General features: G+C 69.2%; 25 protein-coding genes. 9 read left to right on the top strand and 16 right to left on the bottom strand.

Annotated features, from left to right (window positions below; all coding sequences use genetic code 11):
- Window positions 1-89: 89 nt before the first annotated feature.
- Window positions 90-638: a hypothetical protein gene (locus NXI30_04960; protein ID MCR9093545.1), complete on the bottom strand. Its 549-nt coding sequence runs from the start codon at window positions 636-638 to the stop codon at window positions 90-92.
- A 216-nt stretch (window positions 639-854) separates the two neighbouring features.
- On the opposite strand from NXI30_04960, the gene NXI30_04955 reads away from it, so the two are divergent.
- A complete protein-coding gene (locus NXI30_04955) occupies window positions 855-2,408 on the top strand; it encodes an MFS transporter (GenBank protein MCR9093544.1) in 1,554 nt (517 codons plus the stop codon).
- Between the two features lie 34 nt (window positions 2,409-2,442).
- On the opposite strand, the gene NXI30_04950 is transcribed toward NXI30_04955, so the two are convergent.
- From NXI30_04950 to NXI30_04930, 5 genes are all read right to left on the bottom strand, one after another.
- Window positions 2,443-2,814, bottom strand: coding sequence for a hypothetical protein (locus tag NXI30_04950; protein MCR9093543.1), 372 nt, complete (start codon window positions 2,812-2,814; stop codon window positions 2,443-2,445).
- A 67-nt stretch (window positions 2,815-2,881) separates the two neighbouring features.
- Window positions 2,882-4,090, bottom strand: a complete 1,209-nt coding sequence (locus NXI30_04945; protein MCR9093542.1) for an acyl-CoA dehydrogenase family protein — start codon at window positions 4,088-4,090, stop codon at window positions 2,882-2,884.
- A 1-nt stretch (window position 4,091) separates the two neighbouring features.
- The gene (locus NXI30_04940; GenBank protein ID MCR9093541.1) at window positions 4,092-5,171 is read right to left on the bottom strand and encodes an acyl-CoA/acyl-ACP dehydrogenase; all 1,080 of its coding nucleotides are present in this window, start codon (window positions 5,169-5,171) and stop codon (window positions 4,092-4,094) included.
- Between the two features lie 58 nt (window positions 5,172-5,229).
- Window positions 5,230-6,384 carry an acyl-CoA dehydrogenase family protein gene (locus NXI30_04935; protein MCR9093540.1) on the bottom strand — a complete coding sequence of 385 codons (1,155 nt, stop codon included), beginning with the start codon at window positions 6,382-6,384 and terminating at the stop codon, window positions 5,230-5,232.
- A 268-nt stretch (window positions 6,385-6,652) separates the two neighbouring features.
- Complete coding sequence (locus tag NXI30_04930) at window positions 6,653-7,276, bottom strand: glutathione S-transferase family protein (GenBank protein ID MCR9093539.1); 624 nt, start codon at window positions 7,274-7,276, stop codon at window positions 6,653-6,655.
- Window positions 7,277-7,372: 96 nt separating this feature from the next.
- Here NXI30_04930 and NXI30_04925 point away from each other — a divergent pair, with 96 nt between their 5' ends.
- Window positions 7,373-7,882, top strand: coding sequence for a GreA/GreB family elongation factor (locus tag NXI30_04925; GenBank protein ID MCR9093538.1), 510 nt, complete (start codon window positions 7,373-7,375; stop codon window positions 7,880-7,882).
- Window positions 7,883-7,888: 6 nt separating this feature from the next.
- Here NXI30_04925 and NXI30_04920 read toward each other — a convergent pair whose 3' ends face one another.
- The 6 genes from NXI30_04920 to NXI30_04895 all read right to left on the bottom strand — a co-directional run bounded on the left by NXI30_04920 (window position 7,889) and on the right by NXI30_04895 (window position 14,088).
- Window positions 7,889-8,380 (bottom strand): hypothetical protein, encoded by a 492-nt coding sequence (locus tag NXI30_04920; GenBank protein MCR9093537.1) that lies wholly within the window; start codon window positions 8,378-8,380, stop codon window positions 7,889-7,891.
- 98 nt (window positions 8,381-8,478) lie between these two features.
- Complete coding sequence (locus tag NXI30_04915) at window positions 8,479-9,441, bottom strand: TIGR03619 family F420-dependent LLM class oxidoreductase (GenBank protein ID MCR9093536.1); 963 nt, start codon at window positions 9,439-9,441, stop codon at window positions 8,479-8,481.
- Between the two features lie 80 nt (window positions 9,442-9,521).
- Complete coding sequence (locus NXI30_04910) at window positions 9,522-10,742, bottom strand: acyl-CoA dehydrogenase family protein (protein ID MCR9093535.1); 1,221 nt, start codon at window positions 10,740-10,742, stop codon at window positions 9,522-9,524.
- A 1-nt stretch (window position 10,743) separates the two neighbouring features.
- Window positions 10,744-11,907: an acyl-CoA/acyl-ACP dehydrogenase gene (locus NXI30_04905; GenBank protein MCR9093534.1), complete on the bottom strand. Its 1,164-nt coding sequence runs from the start codon at window positions 11,905-11,907 to the stop codon at window positions 10,744-10,746.
- Window positions 11,908-11,935: 28 nt separating this feature from the next.
- Window positions 11,936-12,880, bottom strand: coding sequence for an aromatic ring-hydroxylating dioxygenase subunit alpha (locus NXI30_04900; GenBank protein ID MCR9093533.1), 945 nt, complete (start codon window positions 12,878-12,880; stop codon window positions 11,936-11,938).
- A gap of 11 nt (window positions 12,881-12,891) precedes the next feature.
- Complete coding sequence (locus NXI30_04895; GenBank protein ID MCR9093532.1) at window positions 12,892-14,088, bottom strand: amidohydrolase; 1,197 nt, start codon at window positions 14,086-14,088, stop codon at window positions 12,892-12,894.
- Window positions 14,089-14,228: 140 nt separating this feature from the next.
- Here NXI30_04895 and NXI30_04890 point away from each other — a divergent pair, with 140 nt between their 5' ends.
- Both NXI30_04890 and NXI30_04885 read left to right on the top strand, forming a co-directional pair.
- Window positions 14,229-14,984 carry an enoyl-CoA hydratase family protein gene (locus NXI30_04890; GenBank protein ID MCR9093531.1) on the top strand — a complete coding sequence of 252 codons (756 nt, stop codon included), beginning with the start codon at window positions 14,229-14,231 and terminating at the stop codon, window positions 14,982-14,984.
- Window positions 14,981-15,763, top strand: coding sequence for a glucose 1-dehydrogenase (locus NXI30_04885; GenBank protein ID MCR9093530.1), 783 nt, complete (start codon window positions 14,981-14,983; stop codon window positions 15,761-15,763). The genes NXI30_04890 and NXI30_04885 overlap by 4 nt, the downstream gene beginning before the upstream one ends.
- A 6-nt stretch (window positions 15,764-15,769) precedes the next feature.
- Here NXI30_04885 and NXI30_04880 read toward each other — a convergent pair whose 3' ends face one another.
- On the bottom strand, window positions 15,770-16,264 hold the full coding sequence (locus NXI30_04880; protein ID MCR9093529.1) for a nitroreductase family deazaflavin-dependent oxidoreductase: 495 nt from the start codon (window positions 16,262-16,264) through the stop codon (window positions 15,770-15,772).
- Window positions 16,265-16,392: 128 nt separating this feature from the next.
- Here NXI30_04880 and NXI30_04875 point away from each other — a divergent pair, with 128 nt between their 5' ends.
- Genes NXI30_04875 through NXI30_04865 form a run of 3 tightly spaced genes read left to right on the top strand, consistent with a single transcriptional unit; the run spans window position 16,393 to window position 18,433 of the window.
- Window positions 16,393-17,169 (top strand): SDR family oxidoreductase, encoded by a 777-nt coding sequence (locus tag NXI30_04875; protein MCR9093528.1) that lies wholly within the window; start codon window positions 16,393-16,395, stop codon window positions 17,167-17,169.
- A gap of 29 nt (window positions 17,170-17,198) precedes the next feature.
- The gene (locus tag NXI30_04870) at window positions 17,199-17,981 is read left to right on the top strand and encodes an SDR family oxidoreductase (GenBank protein ID MCR9093527.1); all 783 of its coding nucleotides are present in this window, start codon (window positions 17,199-17,201) and stop codon (window positions 17,979-17,981) included.
- A 35-nt stretch (window positions 17,982-18,016) separates the two neighbouring features.
- Window positions 18,017-18,433, top strand: a complete 417-nt coding sequence (locus tag NXI30_04865; protein ID MCR9093526.1) for a TIGR03618 family F420-dependent PPOX class oxidoreductase — start codon at window positions 18,017-18,019, stop codon at window positions 18,431-18,433.
- Between the two features lie 41 nt (window positions 18,434-18,474).
- Here the strand turns inward: NXI30_04865 and NXI30_04860 are convergent, their stop codons facing one another.
- Entirely contained in the window at window positions 18,475-19,251 is a 777-nt protein-coding gene (locus NXI30_04860; GenBank protein ID MCR9093525.1) for an energy transducer TonB, read from the bottom strand.
- Window positions 19,252-19,546: 295 nt separating this feature from the next.
- On the opposite strand from NXI30_04860, the gene NXI30_04855 reads away from it, so the two are divergent.
- Together NXI30_04855 and NXI30_04850 are read left to right on the top strand one after the other, a co-directional pair.
- Window positions 19,547-20,335 carry an SDR family oxidoreductase gene (locus NXI30_04855; protein ID MCR9093524.1) on the top strand — a complete coding sequence of 263 codons (789 nt, stop codon included), beginning with the start codon at window positions 19,547-19,549 and terminating at the stop codon, window positions 20,333-20,335.
- Between the two features lie 40 nt (window positions 20,336-20,375).
- On the top strand, window positions 20,376-21,809 hold the full coding sequence (locus NXI30_04850; GenBank protein MCR9093523.1) for an FAD-dependent oxidoreductase: 1,434 nt from the start codon (window positions 20,376-20,378) through the stop codon (window positions 21,807-21,809).
- Window positions 21,810-22,899: 1,090 nt separating this feature from the next.
- Here NXI30_04850 and NXI30_04845 read toward each other — a convergent pair.
- The gene (locus tag NXI30_04845; GenBank protein ID MCR9093522.1) at window positions 22,900-23,706 is read right to left on the bottom strand and encodes an SDR family oxidoreductase; all 807 of its coding nucleotides are present in this window, start codon (window positions 23,704-23,706) and stop codon (window positions 22,900-22,902) included.
- Between the two features lie 95 nt (window positions 23,707-23,801).
- On the bottom strand, window positions 23,802-24,575 hold the full coding sequence (locus tag NXI30_04840; GenBank protein ID MCR9093521.1) for an SDR family oxidoreductase: 774 nt from the start codon (window positions 24,573-24,575) through the stop codon (window positions 23,802-23,804).
- Window positions 24,576-24,594 lie beyond the last annotated feature (19 nt).

Below are 24,594 nucleotides of genomic sequence, written 5' to 3'. Positions count from 1 at the left end.
GAGATCTGGACCGCGCCCGTATTGCGGGAACGCTACGCCCCGAGCGCACTTCGTTCGCACGAGTGATGCGCGTCACATGCGCCCCGGGGCTACCCCAGCGAGCCCGCCCAGGGCGCCGCCGCGCGCCACGCTTCGATCCGTGCACGAATCGCCTCGATCCGATCGGCCGGCAGGGGCGCCGCAGCGGCGTTCTCGTCGACCTCCAGCGGCTCGAGGGTCGCGGCCAGCCGATTCTCGAACGCCGTCGTGATCTCCGCGAGGCGGCTCGGCGAGATCTCCGGGTTCGAAGCCGCGAGCAGACGAAGGGCGCGACCCGGGGCGACGGCTCCCTGTGCGGCGATCGCTCCGGACGGGTCGGACCGAATGCGCCCGGCGAGATCGGCCGGATCGACGGGCTTCCCCAGACGCGAGAACAGGGAACCTTCTCCGGCCGCACTCCGCTGCGCCGCCAGCGCGCGGAGCGAGAGCGCGAGTCGGGACGCATCGTCCGCGGCCTCGCTGCGGCTCGCCGATCCGTCCCGTCCCGTCGTGGCGTCGGTCCGGGACCCGGCGGCCCCTTCGGCGCCCCCGCTCTTCTTGTCGTCGCCCGGCGTCACCGGGACCGGGGCTGCGCCCGAAGGCTCGATCTTCACCTGCATCGCTCTCTCCATGCCGCGCGGAAAGGCCGCGCGCCGACAGGCAAGTGCAAGGCAAGTGCCACGCAAGAGCGCCCACCGGCGACCTCACGCGGGCTCGGGATGCGGTCTGGAGCCCCGGCCCGTCGCGGCTTTCGATCTGAAACGGAGGCGCGTCCTGGGGCCGCCCGGGACGCACGCTATGCTGCGGCCGCCCGCGCCCACCGGGATCTCCTCCACATGCACGAAGACCGCGGCCCGACCGGCCCCGCTTCTCCGCCCGACGAGGCGGCGACGCGCGCCGGCGAGGCCCCCCGCACTCGATCGGCCTCGAAGCCGAGTCCGGGCGCTGCCGGCCCCTGGCAGCGCGTGCGCGCCCGTGCGTTGGCGAGTCCGAACCACCGCCGGTGGGTCCTCTGGACCTGTCTGGCGGGCTGCTTCGCGACGACCTTCACCATGACGATCCTGGGCGTCTCGCTCAAGACGATCGCCGCCGACCTCGGAAGCGACGTCGCGACGATCGCCTGGGTGATGACCGCGCCGATGCTGGCCCAGGCGGTCTCCGCCCCTCTGCTCGGCAAGCTCGGCGACCTGCACGGCCATCGCCTCGTCTATCTCTCGGGCTTCGCCCTCGCCACCGTCGTGGCGACGGCCACGGCCTTCGCGTGGGATGCGACGAGCCTGATCGGGTTCCGCACCCTCGCCCAGCTCGCGGGCACGGCGACGATGCCCGCCTCGATGGCGATCCTCTTCAAGGTCTACGACCGGCGCGACCGGGTGAAGGCGATGGGCTGGATGAGCGTCGTGATCGCGGGGGCGCCTGTGGTGGGCCTCGCGGTCGGCGGCGTTCTCGTCGAGTGGATCGGCTGGCGGCCGATCTTCCTGATCCAGGGAGCGCTCTCGGCGATCGCGCTCTCGGTGGCGCTGTGGGTCCTCGTCGAGACGCCGCGACGCGACGACCTTTCCCTCGACGTGCCCGGCGCCGCCGCCCTCGCCGTGGCGGCCTTCACGCTGACCTTCGCCGTCAACCGGCTGCCGGTCTGGGGCGCCTCGGATCCGCGCGTGCTGCTGGCGCTCGTGGCCACGCCCGCGCTGCTCTGGCTCTTCGCCACGATCGAGCGGCGATCCCCGTCCCCGCTGCTTCCCCTCGACTTCCTGGCTCGGCGCAATTTCGTCCTGCCCCTGGTGATCGGGTTCATGATGCAGTTCGCGTACATGGGCGGCTTCATCATCAGTCCGCTCATCATGCTCGGCGTCTTCGGTCTCGGCCAGGCGGCGACGTCGATGTGGACGATCGCGCGGCCGATCTCGCTCTCCGCGGCGTCACCGGTCGGCGGCAGCCTCGGCGCGAAGTACGGCGAACGGTCGATGATCATCGCGGGGATGGTGGCCGTCGTCGCCGCGATGAGCGCCTTCGCGATCGGGGCCGAGATCGAGCATCTCGCTCCGATCGTCGCCGGGCTCGTGCTGGCCGGGCTCGGAGCGGGGCTGGCACAGCCGTCCCTCTCGACGATGGTCGCCTCCGCCGTCGACGAGCAGGACCACGGGATCGCGGTCTCGACCATGTCGACGACCACCGGAATCGGCGCCGTGTCCGGCGTCTCGATCCTGACCGCGATGTGCGCCGACGCGACCTCGACCGCATCGTTCCGGGACGGCTACCTGCTGGGCGCCCTGTTCGCGGCGTTCGGTCTGGTCGCCGCGCTCGCACTGCGCCCGATCGACCACGATGCGGAGGACGAGGAAGCGACCTCGCCCAGCGAGGTCGCGCACGGCAAGAAGGCGCCGGCCTGACGACCGCCTGCGGCCGAGCCGCCTTCGCGGTCGCCTAGCGATCGACTTCGGTCAGGTCGCCACCGCGACTCTGGCAATCGGCCGCGCGCATGAACTGGACACCCCCGCCGAGGTCACAGCGCACGAGTCGGTTCGGATCGGGTCCCGTCTCGGCGCTTCCTAGCCTGTCGCGCACCGTCGCGCTCATCCGCGCCACGAGGCCCGCGTCCTCCGCGTCCGATCCCGGCGCTTCCGCGCCCCGCGACTCGGCGTCCGCCGCCAGCTCGGCCTCGAGGGATTCGAGCTCGTCGATCTGGTCTTCGATCCCGTCCGGATCCGCGGTCACGATGCGCACACCGAGGACCGCCCCGACGAGCAGCAGACCGCCGCCGAGCTTCCATCCCGCCTTCGCCATCGCCTTCTTCATGCCGGGCTCCTTCGAAGTCCGGATCGGCCTGTCGGCGGACGTGCTTGAGGGCGAGCCGCCCCGGGGGCTACGACTCCCGTCGCAGGTCCCGAGGCAGGCCGTAGCCGCGCTCGCCGATGATGTTGCGCTGGATGTTGGACGCGCCCCCGGCGATCGCCGGCCCCATCGAGAAGACGTACTGGAGGACCCAGCCGGTCGACGTCGTCTGGCGCCCCCAGGTGTCCAGCTCCGACTCCGTCGGCGCGAGGATTCCGTCGCCCCCGAGCAGGTCGTAGGCGCACTTCATGATCATCTGCATGATGTCCGTGCCGGCCACCTTGTTCATCATCATGGGCCGCATGACCTCGAGCATCTTGCCCTTATTCGCGGCCGTGAACTGACGCATGTTCGAGAGCTGGCTCGTCTGGACGTAGCCCTCGATCTCGGCGATCCGGCGTCGCATGCCGGGATCCTCGTTCGCCGGCACCCCGTTGATCTTGCGGCTGCGCGCGAGGTCGAGGAGATCCGAGAAGGCTTCCCGCATCGAGTTCGGGTTGCCGATCAGGTTGCGCTCGTGGACGAGGGTGGCGCGAGAGATCTGCCAGCCCTGACCGCGTTTCCCGACGGTGTTCTCGACCGGCACGCGGACGTCGTCGAAGAACACCTCGTTGAACTCGTAGCCCCCGCTCATCTCGCGGAGCGGGCGGACCTCGATGCCCTCGGCGTCCATCGGCACGAGCAGATAGGTGATGCCCTCGTGCTTCTTCGCGTCCGGCTCGGAGCGGAAGAGCCCGAACATCATGTGTGCGCGCTGCGCCGACGAAGTCCAGATCTTCTGGCCGTTGAGCACCCACTCGTCGCCGTCGAGCCGCGCCTGGCACTGGAGCGACGCGAGATCGGACCCCGAGCCGGGCTCGCTGTAGCCCTGGCACCAGTTCGCCTCGCCGGTCAGCGCCGGCGGGATCCAGCGCTCCTTCTGCTCCTCGGTTCCGAACTCGAGCAGCGTCGGGACCATCAGCCCGGCGCCCTGGCTCATCAGGTCCCGCGGCGCGCCCGCCGCGTAGAACTCCTCGACGATGATCCGGTCCTTGATCGCGTCCTGTGGCTGCTCGGAACCGCCGTACTGCTTCGGAACGGCGCGATAGACGTAGCCCGCTTCGATCCCGCGCTTGCGGAAGATCTGCTCCTGCTCCTCCTGCGGGAGCCTGGCTTCGTCGCCCTTGAGCGGCCAACCCTCGAGGAACTCGCGGACCTCGTCGCGAAAGGCCTGGTGTTCTGCGCTGTATTCGAGATCCATCTCAGTACTCCCCCAACACGGCCGTGCGCTCTCGCCACTGATCCGGCGTTCCGAGCAGCGAACGGTCGAGCATGATCCGCTTGAACCACATCTGGACTTCGCATTCCCAGGTGAAGCCATAGCCGCCGTGGAGCTCCACGGACTCCCGGGCCGCGTTCATGGCGCGGTCCGTGATGTGCGCCTTCGCGACCGACGCGGCGCGGGCGGCTTCGTCCGGGATCGCGTCCTGGCAGTGGGCCGCGTACCAGAAGAGCGCGCGGGCCGGCTCGATGTCGGTCCCGAGCCTCGCGATCGTGTGCTTGATCGCCTGGAACTGGGCGATCGGCTGGCCGAACTGCTCCCGCTCCATCGCGTAGGCCACGTCGATGTCGATCAGCTTCGTCGCCGCGCCGAAGGCATCGGCAGCCAGCAGGACCGCCGCGGTCTCGACGAGCTGCCAGGCATTGCCGCCACCGCCCTCGAGGACCTCCGCCGGCGCGCCCTCGAAGCGCACCCGGTAGACCGGGCGGGTCCGGTCGATGCCGCCCAGATCCTCGATCACCACGCCCTCGCCCCGCGTGTCGACCCACGCGAGGCCGCCCGCGTCGAGGCCGACGAGGATCCGGTCGGCGATGCCCGCGTGCGAGACGATGGTCTTCTCGCCGGTCAGGCGGCCGCCGCGAACCCGCGCGGTCCAGGACTCGGGCGTCCAGTCCGCGTCGCCTTCCTGGAGCGCCGCGGTGGCGATCTGCGAACCGTCGGCCAGGTCGGGCAGGATCTTCGCCTGCTGTTCGGCGCTGCCCGCGAGCATCACACCGCGGATCGCGAGCGCATGACCGAGGAAGGGGCCGGGGATCGCGTACTCGCCGAGCACCTCGGCCACGAGCGCCAGGTCGAGCAGCTCCATGCCGGCGCCGCCGTGCTCCTCCGGGACGATCAGGCCCGCGATGCCCATCTCCGCGAGGGCCGTCCAGAGGGCCGGGTCGTGCCCCTCTCCCTTGTCGAAGAGCTCGCGGAGGCGCGTCGTCGGGCATTCGTTCTGGGCGAAGCCGCGAATCGTCTCCTGGAGCATCTCCTGCTCCTCACTCAATCCGAAATCCATCGTCTCTCCTGGTGCCCGTTCTCGTCGGGCGTCGGTTTCGTTCCGTTCGGGGCACGCCTCAGGCGGGCGTCGCCCCGAGCCGGTTCTTCGCGTGCTCTTCGAAGCTCTTCGGGTCGACGAAGATGTGGAGCGCACCGGTCATCATGTCCCGGAAGCATCGCTGCACGAGGCTCGGGTTGCGCAGCCCCTGACTCCCCGCCGCGCGATAGGCGAAGGTCGTCACCTCCTCGCAGATCCGGGTCATGTACGCGACGCAGCCCATCATCTCGTCGTTGTCCGCCTTGCCGAGGGTCTCGCCGTTGGCGAGGCGTCGCTCCATGCGCCCGTAGACCTCGTGCACGAGCTGGCGGACGGAATCGAGGGCGAAACACTTCTCGCCGTACTCGCGCTGGAAGACCTGCTGGTCGAGGAGCGCGCCACTGCTCATGCGGGCGCGACCGGCCTTCGCGATCTCGCCGATCTCGTCGAGCGCCCGGCGCGCGACGCCGAGCCCCCAGCCCGCGTGGCCGAGGCCGGCGAGCGCCGTCGCGCCGATGCCGTAGAACGTACCGCCCGTCTTCACCTGCGGATCGAAGAGCCAGAACGTGTTCTTCGCATCTACGTACTGCTCCGGGACGCCGTAGTCGAAGCTGCCCGTCCCGCGCAGCCCCATCACGTCCCAGCCGCCCTTCATGACGACCTCTTCCTTCGGAACGAAATAACAGAGATAGGCGGGCAGTCCGTTGGGCAGCATCTCCGGCACGCCCTCTTCGGTCATCACGAAGCCGCCGCCGCCCAGGTAGGACGCGTGTCCGCTCCCGCTGCCGAAGCCGTACTCGCCGGAGATCACGAAACCTTCGCCTTCGCGGCGGATCACGCCGCGCGGCGCGAACTGACCTGCGAAGACCGAGCCCGCCTTGTCGCCGACCATGTCCCGGGCGACCCCGGGGTCGAGGAAGGCGCAGTACGAGGTGGCGCTCGCGTTGGCCATCTGAGACCAGCCGATCGAGCCGTCCTGGTGGGCCAGCTCTTCGAAGACGTCGATGATGGTCGAGCAGTCGGCCTCGTACCCGCCGAGGGAGCGCGGCACCATCATGTGGAAGAGACCCGACTTCTCGAACGCCTCGACCACGGGCTGCGTCAGCGTGAGCGCGTCGTCCGTCGCGTTCGCCTCGGATTCGATCAGCGGGCGGAGCGAACGGGCTTCGGCAAGCAGGTCGACTTCGGCGGACATGGGCGTCTCCTCGGGTGCGAGCACGGGGATGGGTGCGGAAAGCCCGCCGCGCGGGCAGGGGCTGGAACACGTTCTACCACCCTGCCCGGGGTGACGCCGCCCCTGCGGTCGACTTCCTCGTCGAGACGCGCGGATCCTTTCACCACCGATAAGTCTACTTTCGCGATGTTATCGAGAAGCCGTTCGATTCCGGCGGCTTCCGACGGAAGTTGCCGGCGGCTCGAGCCGCCCCGAGCGATCGGCGAGCGCGACGACCGACGACCTCCCCCTACCCGGCGAATCCGCCGCGAAGCGCTCGCGCGTACGCGGGGCGCGCCGCGAGCCCGTCCAGCCAGGCGTGGACGGCCGGGACGTCGTCCGGGAGCTCACCGACGAGCGTCGCGAGGGTCACGCCGTAGCCGACCATGATGTCCGCCGCGGTGAACGCGTCTCCGACGAGGAAGGCGCGCCCGGCCACCTCCGACTCGAGCACGGCGAGGATCCGCGCGAGCTGCCGGCGCGCCACGTCGACCGCTTTCTTCGAGCGATCCGCCTCCTTCAGCACGAAACGGTGGCTGTTCATCGTGACGATCGGCGGGAGCAACGTGGCCTCGCCCCAGTGGAACCACTGCAGATAACGCGGCCGCTCGAAACTTCCGACCGGCGGCTCGAAGCGCCCCTCGCCGTAGCGCTCGAGCAGGTACTGCACGATCGCGCCCGACTCGTAGAAGGTCTGACCCTCGTCCTCGAGCGACGGCACCCGGCCGAGGGGATGGATCGCGAGGTACTCCGGCGATCGCTGGGAGCCGTCCGCCATGGAGAGCCGCACGACCTCGTGCTCGATCCCGAGCTCGAGCAGCAGCCAGAGCACCCGGGCGGACCGGGAGCCGGGAACGTGGTAGAGCTTCATCATGCTTGACCTCGCCAGGAAGAACGAACGCCCGCGGACGCGCGGACGCCGTCGACGGTATCCGAGCGCTCCGTGCGGAACCACGCGGATGGGCGGGCCGTGAGCGCCGAACGGGGCAGGAAGGCGGTGCTCGTCTCCGCACTCCGGGCGCGAATCGAAGCAGACCTCGAGACGGTCGAGCGACGCCAGGCCGACACGCAGGCCGGCGCGACCCACGCCGAGAATCGAGCCGAGCACGCGAAGGACACGCGCGCCACGGAAGACAGCTACCTCGCTCGCGGACTCGCCGAGCGCGTGACCGAGCTTCGCCGCAACATCGAGGCCCTCGTGGGCACGCCGCTTCGTCTGTTCGGCGACGACGACGCGATCGCGGTGGGGGCCCTCGTGACCGTCGCGACGGAGGACGAAGCCGGGGACGCGCAGGAGGAGCAGTGGCTCCTGGTCCCGGGCGCGGCCGGGATCGAGCTCGAGGTCGACGGGCAGACTATCCGCGCGGTCACGCCGGTCTCCCCGCTCGGACAGGCGCTGCTCGGTCTCGAGGTGGGAGACGAGGGCGCCGTGCGCACACCGCGGGGCGAGCGGCGCTTCGAGGTGCTCGAGATCCGCTGACGCGACTCAGGCTCGACGGCGGACCCTCATCGCCTCGACCCAGGCCATGAACTCCGGATCGATCAGCGTGACGTTGGAGACCGGCGGAGGCGGAAAGCCGGCGACGCCCCTGACCTGCGCCTCCCCGGCGCCCTCGCCCATGGACGGCGCGAAATCGCCGGCCCGGGCCACGAGCCCCGGATCGCGATCCAGCGCGTCCGCCAGGAGACCGTGGAGCCGACGCGCCGCGTCGAACCAGGCCCGCGCCCGGATCCGCTCGACCCGATCGAGCCGTGCGGGCGCCTCCACGTAACGCACGACGAGTTCCGCCAACGTCGGATCCTCGGCCAGTCGACCGTTCAGCGCACAGAGATCCAGCACGATCGCCTCGGCGGACGGCGGCACGGCCGGTCCGACGCGCCGTGGGAGCACGCGCGAGACGACCGCACCCGCCAGGAATGCAGCCAGACCGACCGCGACGATCAACGGGTCGGAGGAGAGCAGCGAACCAAGATCCACGCGAAACCCTCTGCCCGATCGGGGTCCAGCCGTGGTGACTGTTCCCGGAAAGGGCCAGAAGGACGCAGGTAGGTTCCGCGTCGTCGACCGCGCCTGGGCTAGCGGCCCGCCTGCTTCCGGAAGGCTTCGACCAGGGGGGCGAGCAGGTCCTGGACCGCGGCCTCTTCGTCGGGCAGGTCCAGCGTGATCCGGAAATCGGTGATCCCGGCTTCGGCCATCGCGCCGACCGCCGCGACCGTGGCTTCGGCGTCGATCTTCCCGCCGTCCTCGGCAATCTGCAGATAGGTCCCGGCCTGGAAGCCCGCCATGTCGCGCCCGGCCTTCTCCATCTCGGCGGCGATCTTCGCAAGGCCGCCGATCGGGTCCATCGCGTCGGCGCCCCACGGAATCCAGCCCGAACCGAAGCGGACGATCCGCTGGAGCACGTTCTTGTTGAGTCGGCCGCTGATCCAGAGCGGCACGCCGCCCTCGCGGAGGGGCTTCGGGTTCAGGTGGACCTTCTCGAAGTTCACGGTCTCGCCCGAGTAGGCCGCGGACTCGTCGCGCCAGAGCGTCTGCATGATGTCGAGGGTCTCGTCGAGGAGCTTCCCTCGGCCCTTGTAGGCGACGCCGTTCGCCTGGTACTCCTCCTCCTGCCAGCCGACGCCGACCCCGATGTCGAGGCGTCCGTGGGACAGGACGTCGATCGTCGAGAGCTGCTTGGCGAGGGTCGCCGGTCGGCGCAGCGGCGCGATCAGGATCCCGGTCAGGAAGCGGGCATGACTCGTCTGCGCGGCCCACATCGAGATCACCACGAGCGGATCGAGCCAGTGGCCGTCGGGACCGGTCGGCTGCACGCCCCCTTCGGTCCCCCCGCGCTTCGGGTCCGCGTAGTGGCCGAGGTTCTCGCCGAGGATCACGTGGTCGGAAACGACCAGACGATCGATCCCGGCCTTGTCGGCGCCGACGCCCTGGTTCATGAGCGGCTGCCAGCCGCCGACGCCGGGATCCTGTGCGGCGAAGTTGAGCGGCTGGAGGGAGAGCGCGGGGGTCACGTCTTCGGGCGTGTGAAGTCTGGCCATGGATCGGGCTCCTTGGAAGGCAGCGGGTCGTGGGCGCCGTTTCGGTCGCCCCGCGACGCTAGGACAGGAAAGACCGGGGATCAGCCGCTCGTCTTGAGATCACGGAAGGCGACGTCGCGGTCGAAGCGCGGCTCCTTGGGCAGCCGCAGCGCGCGTTCGCCCAGACCGTTGCGGTGGACCTCGAGGGTGCCACCGCCGACGGCGCTCAGCCCGCGCGAGAGGACCTTGTCCTGCCAGAGTCCGGCGACCGGGGCATCGCCCCCGGCGAGCAGTCCCTCGGCACCCTGCAGCCAGCTCGCGAGCTCGGCGCGCTCGTGGCCCCACTCTGCGGACAGGATCTTGAGCACCGACCCGTCCACGTCCGGCATCCGCCCGTCGAGGAGCGCCCCCTTGAGTCGGTCCTGGAGCTGACTCAGGACACGGTCCCGCGCGTAGGCTTCGCCGAGACGTTCCCGGGCGATCGGATCTTCGAGTCGGCCCGCGTCCGCGGCGTACTCGATCAGCGCGGACGCGCTCGTGGCCGTCTGGCTCGACGTCCCGATGAATGCGCCCTCGTTCATGAGGACGAAGGTCGTGACCGGCCAGCCCCGATCGATCCCGTTCACCACGTGATCGAGCGGCGTCCGCACGTCGGTCAGGAAGACCTCGTTGAAGTGGCGGTCCCCGCGCATCGTGACCAACGGTCTGACCTCGACGCCCGGTTGTCGCATGTCGATCAGCGCGAAGCTGATGCCGTCGTGCTTGGGCACGTCGGGGTTGGTCCGCAGGACGATGAAGCCCTTCTCCGCGAAATTCGCGCTGGTCGTCCAGACCTTCTGCCCGTTGATCACGAGCTCGTCACCGTCGACCTCGCCCCGCGTCCGGACCGCCGCGAGATCCGATCCGGCTTCCGGCTCGCTGAAGAGCTGACACCAGACCTCGTCGCCGCGCAGCATCGCCGGGAGATAGGCCTTCTGCTCCTCGGTCCCGAAGCGCATCAGGGCCGGACCGATCATCCCGAGCGAAGCGGAGATGAAACCGGCGGGGACGTCGAAGGCCGACTGCTCTTCGTTCCAGATCATCTGCTGAATCGGCGTGCCGCCGCGACCGCCGTACTCGACGGGCCAGGTGATGGCGGCCCAGCCCCCTTCGAACTTCTTCCGCTGCCAGTCCTTCGCGGCCTCCCAGTGGTGCGCCTCGGCTTCCGGCGAATGATCGAGGGGAACCGGCGGACCTTCGGCGTGACGCTCGGCATTCGCCTCGAGCCATTCGCGCACCTCGGCGCGGAAGGCGGCTTCTTCGGGGGTATCGGCGCGACGCATGCTAGGCGGCTCCCGCTTCGAGGGTTCGGGCGACGTGACGGGTGAGGCGATCCCGGTGGACCGCCTCGTCGCCGAGCAGCGCCTTCGAGGCGAGCGCACGGCGGAAGTAGAGGTGGGCATCGTACTCCCAGGTGTACCCGACGCCGCCCTGGATCTGCCCGCTCTCGGTCGCCATGCGGACGTAGGCGGGGCCCATGTAGCTCTTCGCGACCGACGTGAGCAGTGACGCTTCCGGATCGCCCTCGTCGTGCGCGACGATGGCGCCGTCGGAAGCGGTCCTCGCGCCTTCGTAGTCGATCAGGAGGTCCGCGCATTTGTGCTTGATCACCTGAAAGGAACCGATCGGCCGCGAGAACTGGAAGCGCTCCGCGGCGTAGTCGACGGCGGTCTCGATCACCTTTCTCATCCCGCCCTCCATCTCCGAGCACAGCAGCGCCGTCGCCTCGTCGAGCCCCTGCCGAAGGCCGGGCGCAGCCCCGCCGACGGGACCCACGACCCGTCCCGGCGTGTCGGAGAATCGGAGCGTCCAGACCGGGCGTGTGAGGTCGAGGCTCTCGGGTCGCTCGAGGGTCAGTCCTGTGGCGCTGGCGTCGATCGCCACGAGCGTGAGCCCCTCGTCCCTGGTGCTGCCGGGCGTTCGCGCGATCACGAAGAGCGTTGCCGCCGCGCCTGCGTCGAGCACGAAATGCTTCTCGCCCGTCAGCCGGACTTCGTCCCCGTCGCCGACGAGCTCGAGACGCGTGGCGGCCGGATCCCAGTCGCCACGCTCTTCCACCCAGGCGAGGGTCGCCGCCTTCCCTTCGGCGATCGGCGTGAGCCAGTCGTCCGCGCCCTGCCCCGCGTCGTGCAGCACGTCGCGCCCGGCGAGACCCGCCGAGGCGAAGAGCGGGATCGGCGCGAGGCTGCGGCCGACCTCGCCGAGGGCAATGCCGAGCTCCTTGAGGCCGAAGCCCTGGCCGCCGAGCTTCTCCGGGATGGCGATCCCGGCGAGGCCCAGCTCGTCGGCTGCGCTCTGCCAGAGAGCGGCGGAGTGGCCGGTGCCCTCCTCGTCCATGACCCGCCGCACTTCGGTGATCGGCGCGTGCTCTTCGAAGAAACGGCGGAGCGTGTCTCGAAACTCGAGTCGCTCCTCCGAGAGGTTGAACTCGGCGAGTTCGAGGGGCATGGAAGGGATCTCCGATCGGAGCCGTGGGTCAGCTCGGGGATTCGGGGTAGAACTGCTCGCACCAGCGGCGGAATTCGGCGATCGGACCGTCGCCGTCACAGAGCGTCGGGCGCGGGAGATACTTCTTGTTCTCCCAGATCGGCACGTCCTCGTTCATCTGCTTGACGATGTCGCGGATCAGCGCGGCGGCCACACCGCCCTCGGGATCCTTCCCGTCGACCTTCGGCTGGATGAAGTTGTACCGGACGTGGGCGTGGCCTTCGTCGATCGGCGTGGTCGCCGTGAACTCGAGGGTCTCCGCGATTCCGGTGAAACGGACGGTCGCGAACCCCATGCCGTACATGTGGGTCTCGATCCCGCCGTTCACGTCGCCACGCGGCGTCTTCATCTCGATCGGCGCGAACATCCGGCGCGAAGGCCCGTCCTCGCTCGACTCGGCGAGGGGCACGGCCAGCGTCCCGTGGACGAACTGGAAGTGGGCCTGGTCGACGCCGTTCTCGGCGAGCTCCTGGTGATGGGCGGCGACCTTCCACTCGTAGCGGTCCGGCGTCGACCAGTCGCCGCGACTCGCCTCGGGAACCTCCGGCACGTCGTACCAGGGCTCGCTTCCGTCCGGATCCCACCAGACGAAGATGAAGCCGTTGCGTTCGAGGGTCTCGAGGCTTCCGGCGCGGACGCCCGGCGGAATCCGCTTCGCGTAGGGAATGTCCGTGCACTCTCCGGACGTGCCGAACGCCCAGCCGTGGAACGGACAGCGCAGGAACTCGCCGTCGACCCGTCCCCCCACCGCCAGATGGGCGCCGAGATGGGGACAGAACGCCTCGAAGACGCCGGTCCTCCCCGACTCGGTCCTGAACACGACGAGGTCCTGGCCGAAATAGTGCACCTTCGCGACCTCGCCCGGTGCGATCTCGTCGGAGTGGGCGACCGCGAACCATCCGCGCGGAATCGGGAGCGTCTCTCTCCTTTCCACGACCGGCTCCATCAGAGATCCAGCTGAAGGAGCGAGATCGCGTTCTCGCGCGCGATCTTGTTCACCTGGTCCTGCGGGAGGTGACCGAAGAGCTCCTCCGCCGTCTCGAGGGTGTGCGGGAAGGTTCCGTCCTGATGGGGATAGTCCGTCTCGAACATCACCTGATCGAGGCCGACCCGCTCGATCAGGTCCACGCCGACACTGTCCTTGAAGAAGCAGCTGTAGATCTGGTCCTTGTAGTACTCCGACGGCGGCTTCGGCAGCCGCGTCTCGCCCTGGGCCCATTGATGCGTCTGCCAGGTGTCGTCGGCGCGCTCCACGAAGTACGGGATCCAACCGATCTGGCACTCGGCATAGAGCAGCTTGAGCTTCGGAAACTGCGCGAGCTTCGCCGAGAAGATCCAGTCCAGGAGCGAAGACACGCTGTTGAGCGCGATCAGGTTCGACGACATGATCGTCGGCGCTTCCGGCGCCGTGTTCACGGTCTTCGTCCCCGATCCGATGTGCATGCAGATGACGGTCTCCGTCTCTTCGCACGCCCGGATGAAGGGATCCCAGTAGTCCGTATGGATCGAGGGCAGTCCGAGCCAGGACGGGAGCTCCGAGAAGGCCACGGCATGGACGCCGCGAGCGGCGTTCCGGCGGATCTCTGCCGCCGCGAGCTCGGCGTCCCAGAGCGGCACGACGCAGAGCGGAATCAGCCGTCCCTCCGAGTCGCCGCACCACTCGTCGACCATCCAGTCGTTGTAGGCCTCGACGCAGAGCTTCGACAGCTCCATGTCCTTGCGCTCCGCGAACATCTGCCCACAGAAGCGCGGGTAGTTCGGGAAGCAGAGCGAGGCCTCGACGTGGTTCTTCTCCATGTCGGCGATGCGTTCCTTGGGGATGTGGCAGCCCGGAGCGATGTCGTCGAAGGTCACGCCGATCGGCTTGACCTCCTCCGGCGGGATGCCCGGACACGCGATCATCTGACGCAGCTGGTAGACGTGATCCTCGTAGTGCCACCAGGCCGCCATCTCGGGGCCATCGCCGGGCGCCTCGACCCACACGCCGTCCTTGAGCGTCGGCTCGCCGCGGGGCAGGATCTTGACGCGAGGCCCCACGTCCTTGTACTTCGCCGGGAGCCGGGTCTCCCACAGGTGCGGCGGCTCGACGACGTGATCGTCGACGCTGATGATCTTCGGAATCGTGCTCTTCGCAGCGGTCATGGGAACCTCGGACTCGGGGTGCGCACCCGCACTCTAACGGCGGGGAGCCGGAGCGCCGACGGCGATTGCCCAGATTTGCAGACCTGCGAAAGTAAAGCAATTCCGCGCGGTCCCGCGCGCAACCGGCCAGGAGCCCCACGATGAGCATCCGCTGCACGATCGAGAACCACGTCGCCGAGGTGGTGATGCACCATCCACCCGTCAATTCAATCACGGTCGCGGACACGTGGAAGATCCGGGACACGTTCGCGGAGCTCGACCGGAACCCCGACGTGCGCGTGATCATCCTGACCGCCGAGGGCAAGGGCTTCAACGCGGGGATCGACATCAAGGAGATGCAGAGCGCCCCGGGCTTCGACCATCTGCTGGGCTCAGGCGAGGCCTGCTACGAGACGTTCCATCAGATCTACCAGACCCGCATCCCGGTGATCGCTGCGGTGAACGACTTCTGCATGGGACTCGGGATCGGTCTCGTCGCGAGCTGCGACATGATCATCGCTTCGACGAACGCACGTTTCGGCCTCCCGGAGGTCGACAACGGCGCCCTCGGCTGCGCGTCGCACCTCGCGAAGCTCGTCGCGCCCATGAAGCTCCGCGAGATGAGCCTCACCTGCAAGCCGGCCACCGCCGCCGAGCTCCACGCCTGGGGCACGGTCGCCTACTTGACGGAGCCCGAGGAGCTGATGCCCAAGGCCCGGGAGATCGCGAAGATGATCCTCGAGAAGCCCCCGGCGGCGGTCGAATTCGCGAAGGCGGCACTCAACCATCTCGACGTGTTCGAGATGCACACCAACTACCGGATGGAGCAGGGCTACACGTACCAGCTCAACATCATGGGGACCGGCGACGCGCAGCGCGACGCATTCGTGCGCGGCGACCGGGTGATCACCCGATGAGCGAGTCGGGCACGGGCCGACTCGCGGGCAAGGTCGCCCTCGTGACCGGCGCCGCCCGCGGCATCGGCGCGGCCACCGCGCGACGTTTCGTCGAGGAAGGCGCGCAGGTCGTGCTCGCGGACCGCCGCGAGGACGAAGGGCAGGCCCAGACCGACGAGTTGTGTGCTCTCCGAGACGGGGCCGCCCGCTTCGTCTCCCTCGACATCACGAGCGAGGAGGCATGGGCCTCGGCGGTGGAGACCGCGACCGAGGCCTTCGGCGGCCTCGACGTCCTCGTGAACAACGCCGGAATGATCCGCGTGAAGCCCCTCGAAGAGACGGACCTCGAGACCTTCCGGAAGGTCGTCGACACGAATCTGATCGGCGCCTTCCTGGGGATCAAGGCCGTGATGGCGACCATGAAGACGCGGGGGGGCGGCTCGATCGTGAACTTCTCGTCCGTCCAGGGTCTCGAAGGCCGCGAGAACATGTCCGCCTACGCATCGTCCAAGTTCGGCGTGCGCGGGCTCTCGAAGACCGCGGCGATCGAGCTCGGTCCGAACGGCATCCGCGTGAACGTGGTCGTGCCCGGCCCCACCAAGACCAAGATGACCGAACGCAAGGGCTGGAGCGACGAGCAGTACGACGCCGCCTACGGCGGCTACCCCCTCGGCCGGATGGCGAACGCACGGGAGATCGCCGACGTCGTGCTCTTCCTGGCGAGCGACGAGAGCTCGTTCTGCACGGGCGCGGACTACGTCGTCGACGGGGGCGTCCTCGTCGGCAAGCCGCGCACCTGAGCCCCGCTATTCCGGGATCCGGCTCAGCCGGAAGACCCGGATGTTGCGATCGGTCCGCTCCTCGTAGACGAAGATCATGGGGATCTGCTCGCGCATGAGATCCCAGATCTCGCCCTTCTCCGCATCGCTCAACACCCGGGCTCGGGCGCGATAGGACTCGCCGAGGGTCTGGACTTCGCACTCCGGGTTGGCCTCCAGGTTGTACCGCCACGCGGGATGCTTCTCCTGACCCATCGCACTCGCGACGAGCAGGATGTCCCCTTCGTGGTGGACGCACCCGAGCTGGACGGAGCGCTGCTTGCCCGTCTTCCGCCCCGTCATGGTGATCGTCACCAACCCGTCGGTCCCGGTCCCCATCGAGTGGAACCGCCCATTCGTCCAGCGATAGAGCAACGGATCGATCCGCGCAGCGAAGGTCCGGACCCACCAGGTGGTCACCGGATTCGTGACCAACCAGACGAAGAAACTGTCTCGGGGATGCTTCGCTTCGACCTCGGACATGGGCGCCTCCTGTCGCTTCGCCTCGTTATAGCGACGCCCCGACGCGCACGCCGGACCCGGTTCCGTGGACTACACTGCTCGCGCTTCGCCGGGGCACCCCCGGTGTACGGACGAGCAGGACAGGACCGATGAGCGCAGGCCAGACCCGATACGACTTCTCCGATCAGACCGCCGTGGTCACCGGCGGCAGCCGCGGGATCGGCCGAGCGATCTGCGAAGCCTTCGCCGACGCGGGCGCCCGGGTCTTCACCTGCAGTCGACGACTGCCCGAGACGCCCTTTTCGTCGAACGCGATCACCTGCGAGAGCATTGACGTGCGCGACCCGGAAGCGACCGAGGCGTGGCTCGCGCGCTGCGCCGAACCGAATGGCGGGATCGACGTCCTCGTCAACAACGCCGGCGGCGCGCCCGCCATGGACGCCGCGACCGCCCCGCCCAAGCTGATCAACAAGATCCTCGAGCTGAACCTGAACGCGCCGCTCATCCTCTCGAGTCAGGTCCACAAGCACATGGCCCAGCGGGAACACGGCGGCTCGATCGTCAACATCGTGAGCATCTCGTCCCACCGACCGACCCCGACCGGATTCGCGTACGGCGCGGCGAAGGCCGGTCTGATGAACGCGTCGAGCTCCCTCGCCGTCGAGTGGGGCGGCCAGGTCCGCGTCAACAGCGTCGTCTGCGGCCTGGTCGAGACCGAGCTGACCGGCGACCACTACGGCGACGGCGAAACCAAGAAGGCCATCACGGATTCGATTCCCGCCGGTCGCTTCGCGCGACTCGAGGAGATCGCGCACTCGGTGCTCTTCCTGGCGGCACGGGATTCGAGCTACGTGTCCGGTGCGGCGCTCGAGGTCTACGGCGGCGGCGAGTGGCCGCCGACGGTGCCGCGGCCGAGCCGGGGCTGACTGACCCTTCGAGGAGGCCGGAGGACGCGATGACGGACCGGATCGCCGCCGACGAAGCATTCGCCCTCGACGGGCACGTCGCCCTCGTGACGGGCAGCACCCGGGGCATCGGCGCGGCGATCGCGGAGGAGTTCGCGGCCGCCGGGGCCGAGGTGATCGTGACCGGTCGGAGCCCCGCCGCGGCGCAGGCAGTCGTCGACGGGATCGAAGCGCAGGGCGGTCGCGCCCATGCCCTCGCCTACGAAGCGGCCGCACCCGGTGCCGCCGAGACGCTGGTCGCGGGTCTGCAGACGATCACGACGAAGCTCGACGTGCTCGTGAACAACGCGGCGATTCTGAAGCCCCACAGCGTCGGCCGCCTGACCGAGGCCGAGTTCGACGAGGTCTTCGGGGTGAACACGCGTGCCGCCCTCTTCCTCTGCCAGAAGGCCCATCCGCTCCTCGTCCGGAGCGAGCACGCCTCGATCGTGAACGTGACCGCCGCATGTGCCCACCGACCGATGCGCGGCCTGGGCGCGTACTGCGCCTCGAAGGCGGCGATGATCAACTTCACGTCGACCCTCGCCCAGGAGTGGGCGAAGGACGGGATCCGCGTGAACGGGTTGACCCCGGGTTCGGTGGCGACCGACATGATCCTGCCGAAGGACGAGGCCGAGCGCGAAGCGTTCACCCGAGAGATGGGCGAGCAGAACCTGATGCGGCGACTGGCGGATCCCTTCGAGATCGCGCGGGCCGTCCGGTTCCTCGCGAGCCCCGCCGCCTCCTTCATGACCGGACAGACGATGGTCGTCGACGGCGGCCTGCTCGCCTGATCCTCTGGTCGCCGCCCCTCGAAGGAAAGGACAGCATGGCCCGGCCTCTCGACCAAGACGTGCGACGGTTGCTCGATGCCCCGAATTTCGCGGCCCTCGCGACGCTCATGCCCGACGGCTCGCCGAAGGTCGAGCCCGTCTGGATCGGCCGTGAGGGGGACCACGTCCTGATCGCGACGGATTCCCGGGGCATCAAGGGCGCGAATCTCGCCCAGGACGGACGGGTGGCCCTCTCGGTCACGGACTACGAGAACCCCTACGAGCAGGCGCTCATCCGAGGGCGCGTGATCGAGACGCGCGACGACAACGACCTCCTCGTCCTCGACGCGCTGTCCCAGCAGTACATCGGAAAGCCCTTCCCGCGGCGCAAGTGGTCGAGTCGCGTCGTCTACGTGATCGAAGCGGACGTCGCGCGCTACTACAAGTCGCCGCTCGAGCACACGCCGGGCTGAGCCCCGCCGAGCCAGCCCCCGTGCGCTCGCCGCCGGCCCGCTCAAGAGGCCGGCTTCGTGTCGATCTCGCGGCCCTCGCCGCGCCGCTCGCGATTTCGCTCCACGGCCGCGCGAACTTCGCGGTCGGCCTCGCGAAGGCGTCGGATCGCCTGAATGTCACGCGGCCACGGATCCCGACGTGGGGCCTCGAGCTCGGTGATCTTCGCCAGCGCCGCGTCGACCTTCTCGTCGTCGTCCGCCAGGAGGGCCGCCCGCGCGAGCCAGACCAGGGCCCGCCGATGAATTGCAGGCGAAGTCAGCTCCCCGTCCATCCGCGTCGCCGCTTCGAGTCGCGGAATCGCCTCCGCGCTCCGCCCTTCCAGGTGGAGAACCATCCCTCGGAGCATCGAACGGGACATCGCTTCGTAGAGATTGGGCCACTCCCACTCGTCCATCCGAGCGAGCAACGCCCTTGCGCGTCCGACTTCGTTCCGGCGGATCGCCACCGCGGCGCGGATCAGCTTGCCGCGCTTGCCCTTCGATGCCCCCGGCTCGTTCCAGACGAGCCGGAACGGAATCGTGATCTCCTGGTCGACCGCCGGAACCGGCCGCCCTTCGCGCATCGCCGGCGCGAAGCGTGCCTCTTCGAGAAGCCGGATCGCTCGCGTCTCGAAGATCGGATGACCGACGGAGGCCGCGACGGAGACGTTCGTCACCGCGCCCGAAGCGGACACGTCGAAGCGGAGGTCGACCAGTCCTTCGGATTTTCGCACCTGGGCACGGCGCGGCGGAACCGCTTCGCGCATGCGCAGCAGGCAGGCGTCGACGCGATCCGGCACGACCCCACACGCACGGCCGGAATCGGCAGGGGTCGACCTTCCCGCTCCTCCGCAGCCGAAGAGAAGAGCCGGCACGAGAAGGAAGAGCAGGCGACGGGTCCTCGCGAGAGAACGTCGGGCAGGGCTTAACATCGAGCGCCGCATGAAACTCTCCCGGCCGGTACCTCCCGAGGATCCCCGGGAACGCAGGCGCCGTCAACGAAGCCTCGGATCGGGGCCTCTGCCCCTGTGCCCATCGGGGCCGATCGGCTAAGCCTTCGGACGCGACCCCGTTCCCAGCCCGAGAGGAATCCAGATGTCCCCGCCCGCCGAACTCGGCCCCCTGCTCCGCGACCGCGTCGCCGTCGTGACCGGCGGCTCGCGCGGGATCGGCGCCGGCATCGCGGCAGCCCTCGTCGGGGCCGGCGCCCGGGTGGTGATCTCGGGCCGGCGCGCGGACGTGCTGGAGACGACCGCGGACGAGATCGGCGCGACCGCGGTCGTCGCCGATGCGGCCGACCGGACCGCCGCGGGCGAGCCGGTCCGGCACGCGATCGAGCGCTTCGGCGGGATCGACATCCTCGTGAACAACGTCGGCGGGAATGCCGGCGGCAACCCCAACCTCTTCGCAGGGGAGCCGGAGGACGACGACGGCTTCGAGGCCAACCTCCGCCTGAACCTCACGGCGGCCTACTGGCCGACCCGCGCCGCCGTACGATCGATGCGCGAGCGAGGCCACGGTCGCGTCATCAACATCGGCTCGGGGGCGTCGAGACACGCCGCAGCGAGCCCCGCCTATACCGCGGCCAAGCACGGCCTGGTCGGACTCACGAAGCAGCTGGCCCTCGATCTTGCCCGCCACGGCATCACCGTGAACTGCGTCTGCCCCGGCTGGACGAATACGGACCTCGTGGACTTCGACGTTCTGGCAAAGGCCCAGGGCATCAGCCACTCCGAGGCTCGCGCAAGCGCCGAAGCGGAGAGTGCCCAGCGCAGGATCCTAGAGCCCTCCGAGCTCGGGCCGATGTGCATCCTGCTCGCCTCGGACGCGGGTGCGCCCATGACCGGGCAGGTCATCGGCGTCGACGGCGGTTACCGTCTCTGACGAACCCGCGAAGCCTCGCGGCACCCAATCAGGAGAGGGAATGAAGACCGAGGTCCTCGATGCCGGATCGATCAGCGCCTACGACGAGGAGGTCGACGTCCTCGTCGTCGGGCTCGGCGCCGCGGGCGCCGCAACCGCGCTCGCCGCGCGCGAGTCGGATGCCGACGTACTGGTCGTCGAGCGCGCCGGGGGCGGCGGCGGAACGAGCGCGATGTCCGGCGGCGTGATCTACCTGGGCGGGGGAACGAAGCTCCAGAAGGCGTGCGGGTTCGAGGACTCTCCGGAGGAGATGCTCAAGTACCTGCAGGCCTCGATCGGCCCCGGCCGGGACGACGCCAAGCTCGAGCTCTACTGCGATGGAACCGTCGAGCACTTCGACTGGCTCGTCGCCCAGGGCGTCCCGTACAAGGAGACCTTCTACTACGGGCAGTCGGGGGAGCCGCCGACGGACGACGGCCTCGTCTGGTCCGGCTCCGAGAACGTGCATCCCTTCCGCGACCTCGCCCGACCCGCTCCGCGTGGCCACGTCGCGGCCGTTCCGGGGGCGGCCGGACACAAGGTCATGAGCGTGCTCTGCGAGGCCGTCGAACGGAGCGGAGCGCGCACGGCGTTCAACACGATCTGCTCGGCGCTCTATCGCGAGCGGGATGGCGCGATCTCTGGCGCCCGGATCGAGACCTTCGGCGAGGCGCGCAACGTACGTGCCCGAGGCGGGATCGTGATCACGACCGGTGGTTTCGTCCTGAACGACGAAATGCTCGATGCCTACGTGCCCGCGGCGAAGAAGTGCTCGATGCGGGTGGCGGCCGACGGAGACGACGGGTCGGGGATCCGCCTCGGAATGGAAGCGGGCGCCGGCACCCGCCACCTCGACAAGGTCTCGGTCTCGCTCCCCGTCACCCAGCCGTGGGATCTCAAGGCGGGCCTCCTCGTGAACGCCCAGGGCCAGCGCTTCATCAACGAGGACGCGTACTACGGACGCCTCGGGGACTACGCGCTTCTCCGCCAGGAAGGCCGGTGCTGGCTGATCGTCGACGACGCGTTCTACACGCCTGCCGAATACGGCTTCGAGCTCGTCGCCGTCGGAGAGACTCCGGCCGAGCTCGGTCGCGAGCTGGGCCTGCCGGAGGGCGCGCTCGAGTCCACGATCGACGTCTTCAACCTCCACGCCCGACGCGGGGAGGATCCGCTCTTCGGAAAGCGCGAGCCCTACCTCCAGCCGCTCGAGAGCGCACCGTTCGGCGCGATCGACTGCACGACGGACAACGCGCGGTACGCCGTGTTCACCCTCGGCGGGCTCGCGACCGATGTCGACGGCCGCGTGCTCGATCCGGAGGGTCGCGTCATCCACGGGCTCTACGGCGCGGGACGCTCGACCTCCGGGCTCGCCGTCGGCGGCTACAGCAGCGGGCTCTCGCTCGGCGACGGGACTTTTTTCGGAAGACGCGCCGGCAGGGCCGCCGCGTCTTCCTGAGCTGCGGGCGCTTTTCGGAAGTCGCGCCGGCAGGGCCGCCGCCTCTTCCTGAGCCGCAGGCGCTTTTCGGAAGACGCGCCGGCGCTTTTCGGTCGTCGCGCCGGACCGAGGCGGCTTGCGATCAGACTTCACCGCTTCAGGAACTCTTTGGGCTCGGCCGAAGCGACCCGCCGCCATCTTCGTTCGATCTTGGGGGGCGGTTGGGGCTCACGGAGGTATCCCGCCGGTTTCGACCGTTCGGGGATCGCGGAATCGCCACGGTCGGATCGACGGAAGGGGTTCGCGCGAAACGGGTCACTCCCCGTCCCACGCCTCACACACGGCCTCTCACACGATGTCACTCGTCAAGAGAGCTGCGCGCACCACCTCGCTCTTCGAAGCCCGTTCGGGTGAGGCTCCCGGGCTCGGTCTGTTCTCCGCACTCGACACGTGAACGAATCGTTCGAACGCCATCCATCGCGCGCGCCGCCGACTCGGGACGCGTCCCTGGCTGCGCGCGCCAACGGCGATTCGTTCGATCCTCACGAGCTCGACCCGTTTTCCTACTCGACCTCCGATGCGGCTGCATCGAGCACGTCGACCGCACGATGGGTTGCTTCGGTCGTTCGGAGCGCGACGACGCTTCGCCGGTCAGTGCCTTCCGGTCGCGAAGCCGCCTCGAGGGCGGATCCGACTCTGCCTTCGGGCATCGAAGACGAGCGAGTCACGCCGCATCGGATCGGGGATCGATCGTCGGGAGTCCGCGTCGTCATCCGCGCACGGCAGGACCCGAGGTCCTCCTCGCGCCGCGGCGAGAACGTTCGCGACACTCCTTCTTCGGATCGGCTCGCCCGAGACCCTCCTCCGAATTCGGAAAACGGAACCTCGGTCCTCCACGACCGTGCAGCGACGTACGAATCCAAAATATGTCGAGATCGCCGCTTGTCAATCGGTAATCGACGTAGCGACACGCGATTGCGTCACTCGGCGATGACCGCCGACCGCCCGCGCGGGATCGGTGCACGCCGTGCGAACACCACTCGCAACGAGTGCGATCCGACCGGCCACGTTGCGCCTGTTCAGCGCGCGTTCGAGCCGGAGGGCAGGAGCTTCAGCGCCCCGTCGTGGCGCCGCCGTTCGATCGCCAGATCTGTCCGGTACAGAAGCGGGACGCATCCGACGCCAGGTAGAGCACGAGCCAGGCCTGGTCGACGGCCTCTCCGACGCGACCGAGGGGCGACATCGCTTCCATCGAGCCGATGAACTGGCCGAGGCTCGCCTCGTCGACGTTTCCGTCGGCGTCCCTCTCGAGCCGGCGCTTCGTGAAGTTCGTGACCGTCGCGCCGGGTGCCAGGGCATTCACGCGGATTCCGCGATCACCGACCTCCTGCGCGAGGCTGTGGGTCAGCTGGGCGACCGCCGCCTTGGTGATGGAATAGAGCCCGTAGCCTGCAACCGGGAGATCGATCGCACCCGACGAGACGTTGATGATGCTTCCGCCACCGCGGGTCGACATCGCGGGGATCGCCGCCTGGCACCCGTAGAGCGTGCCCTTCAGGTTGATCGCCACGACGCGATCGACTTCTTCGTCGGTCAGCGTCTCGAGGAGACCATCCGCCGGGACGCCGGCGACATTGCAGAGCACGTCGAGACCGCCGAACTCGCTCCCCGCCCGGGCGATCAACCCGTCGACCTCGTCACGGACGGCGACGTTGCAGCCCATCGCGACGGCCTCGCCCCCGGCCTCGCGCACGGTCTTGGCCGTCGCCTCGGCCCCTTCCGCGTCGAGATCGCCGAGGACCACGCGGGCTCCGGCCTGCGCGAGGACCTCGGCCACGGATCGCCCGATCCCCGAGGCGGCGCCGGTCACGACGGCGACGCGATCGTTCAGGCCGAAGATTTCGTTCAGGTCGGACATCTCGGTCTTCTCCAGGCTGCCGTGACGGAGCTCGCGCGCCGACGCGTTCCGATCGATCGGCCCTTCGCGTCGGTGGATGGCGTCACCAGACGGCGTCAGGTGAGCGAGTAGGGGAAGCGTGTGGTCCAGCCGCCATCGACCACCAGCGCCTGGCCCGTGATCTTTCGCGCCAGGTCCGAGACGAGGAACGTGATCGCGCCGCCGATGTCTTCGGGCTCGGCGATCGTTCCGAGCAGATCCGTGGAAGGTTGCGGCGTCTTGCCCGAGGCCCACTCGGCCTCCATGCGCGGCGTGCGAACCGTCCCGGGCACGACGCAGTTCACGCGGATGCCGTGGGGCCACCATTCCTCGGCGGCCGTCTTCACGAAGCTCAGTACGCCGGCCTTCGCTGCACCGTAGGCCCCGTGGCGCGCGGCGCCGAACATGCCGGAGACGGAAGCCACGATGCACAGCACGCCGGGGCGCTCCTGGTCGACCCAGTTCCGCGCCGCGGTCTGTGAGACGTAGAGGTGGTGCCGGAGGTTGACGTCGAAATTCCGGTCCCAGTGCGCGTCGTCGACGGACAGCAGCGGCGCCCAGGTCGCCCCACCCACGATGTTGACGACGATATCGAGGGGGCCGACCGCCTGATCGGCGGCGGCGATCAGGCCTTCGACCTCCTCTCGCTTCGTCACGTCCGCGCTCAGCGCCGCCGACTTGCGCCCGAGCGCTTCGATCTCCGCCGCGACGTTCTCGGCGCGCTCCCGCTCCGCATCGACCACGGCGGGATTCGCGCCGGCCTGCGCCAGCAGGAGCGCTGTCGCTCGTCCCATGCCCTGCCCCCCGCCGACGACGAGGGCCCCGCGGCCCGATAGATCCAGAATGCCCACTGTCCGTCCTCCGCGCTTC

The organism is bacterium, assembly GCA_024742285.1.
Classification (GTDB): domain Bacteria; phylum Myxococcota_A; class UBA9160; order UBA9160; family UBA4427; genus UBA4427.
This window is presented reverse-complemented; position numbering and strand designations above follow the sequence as displayed.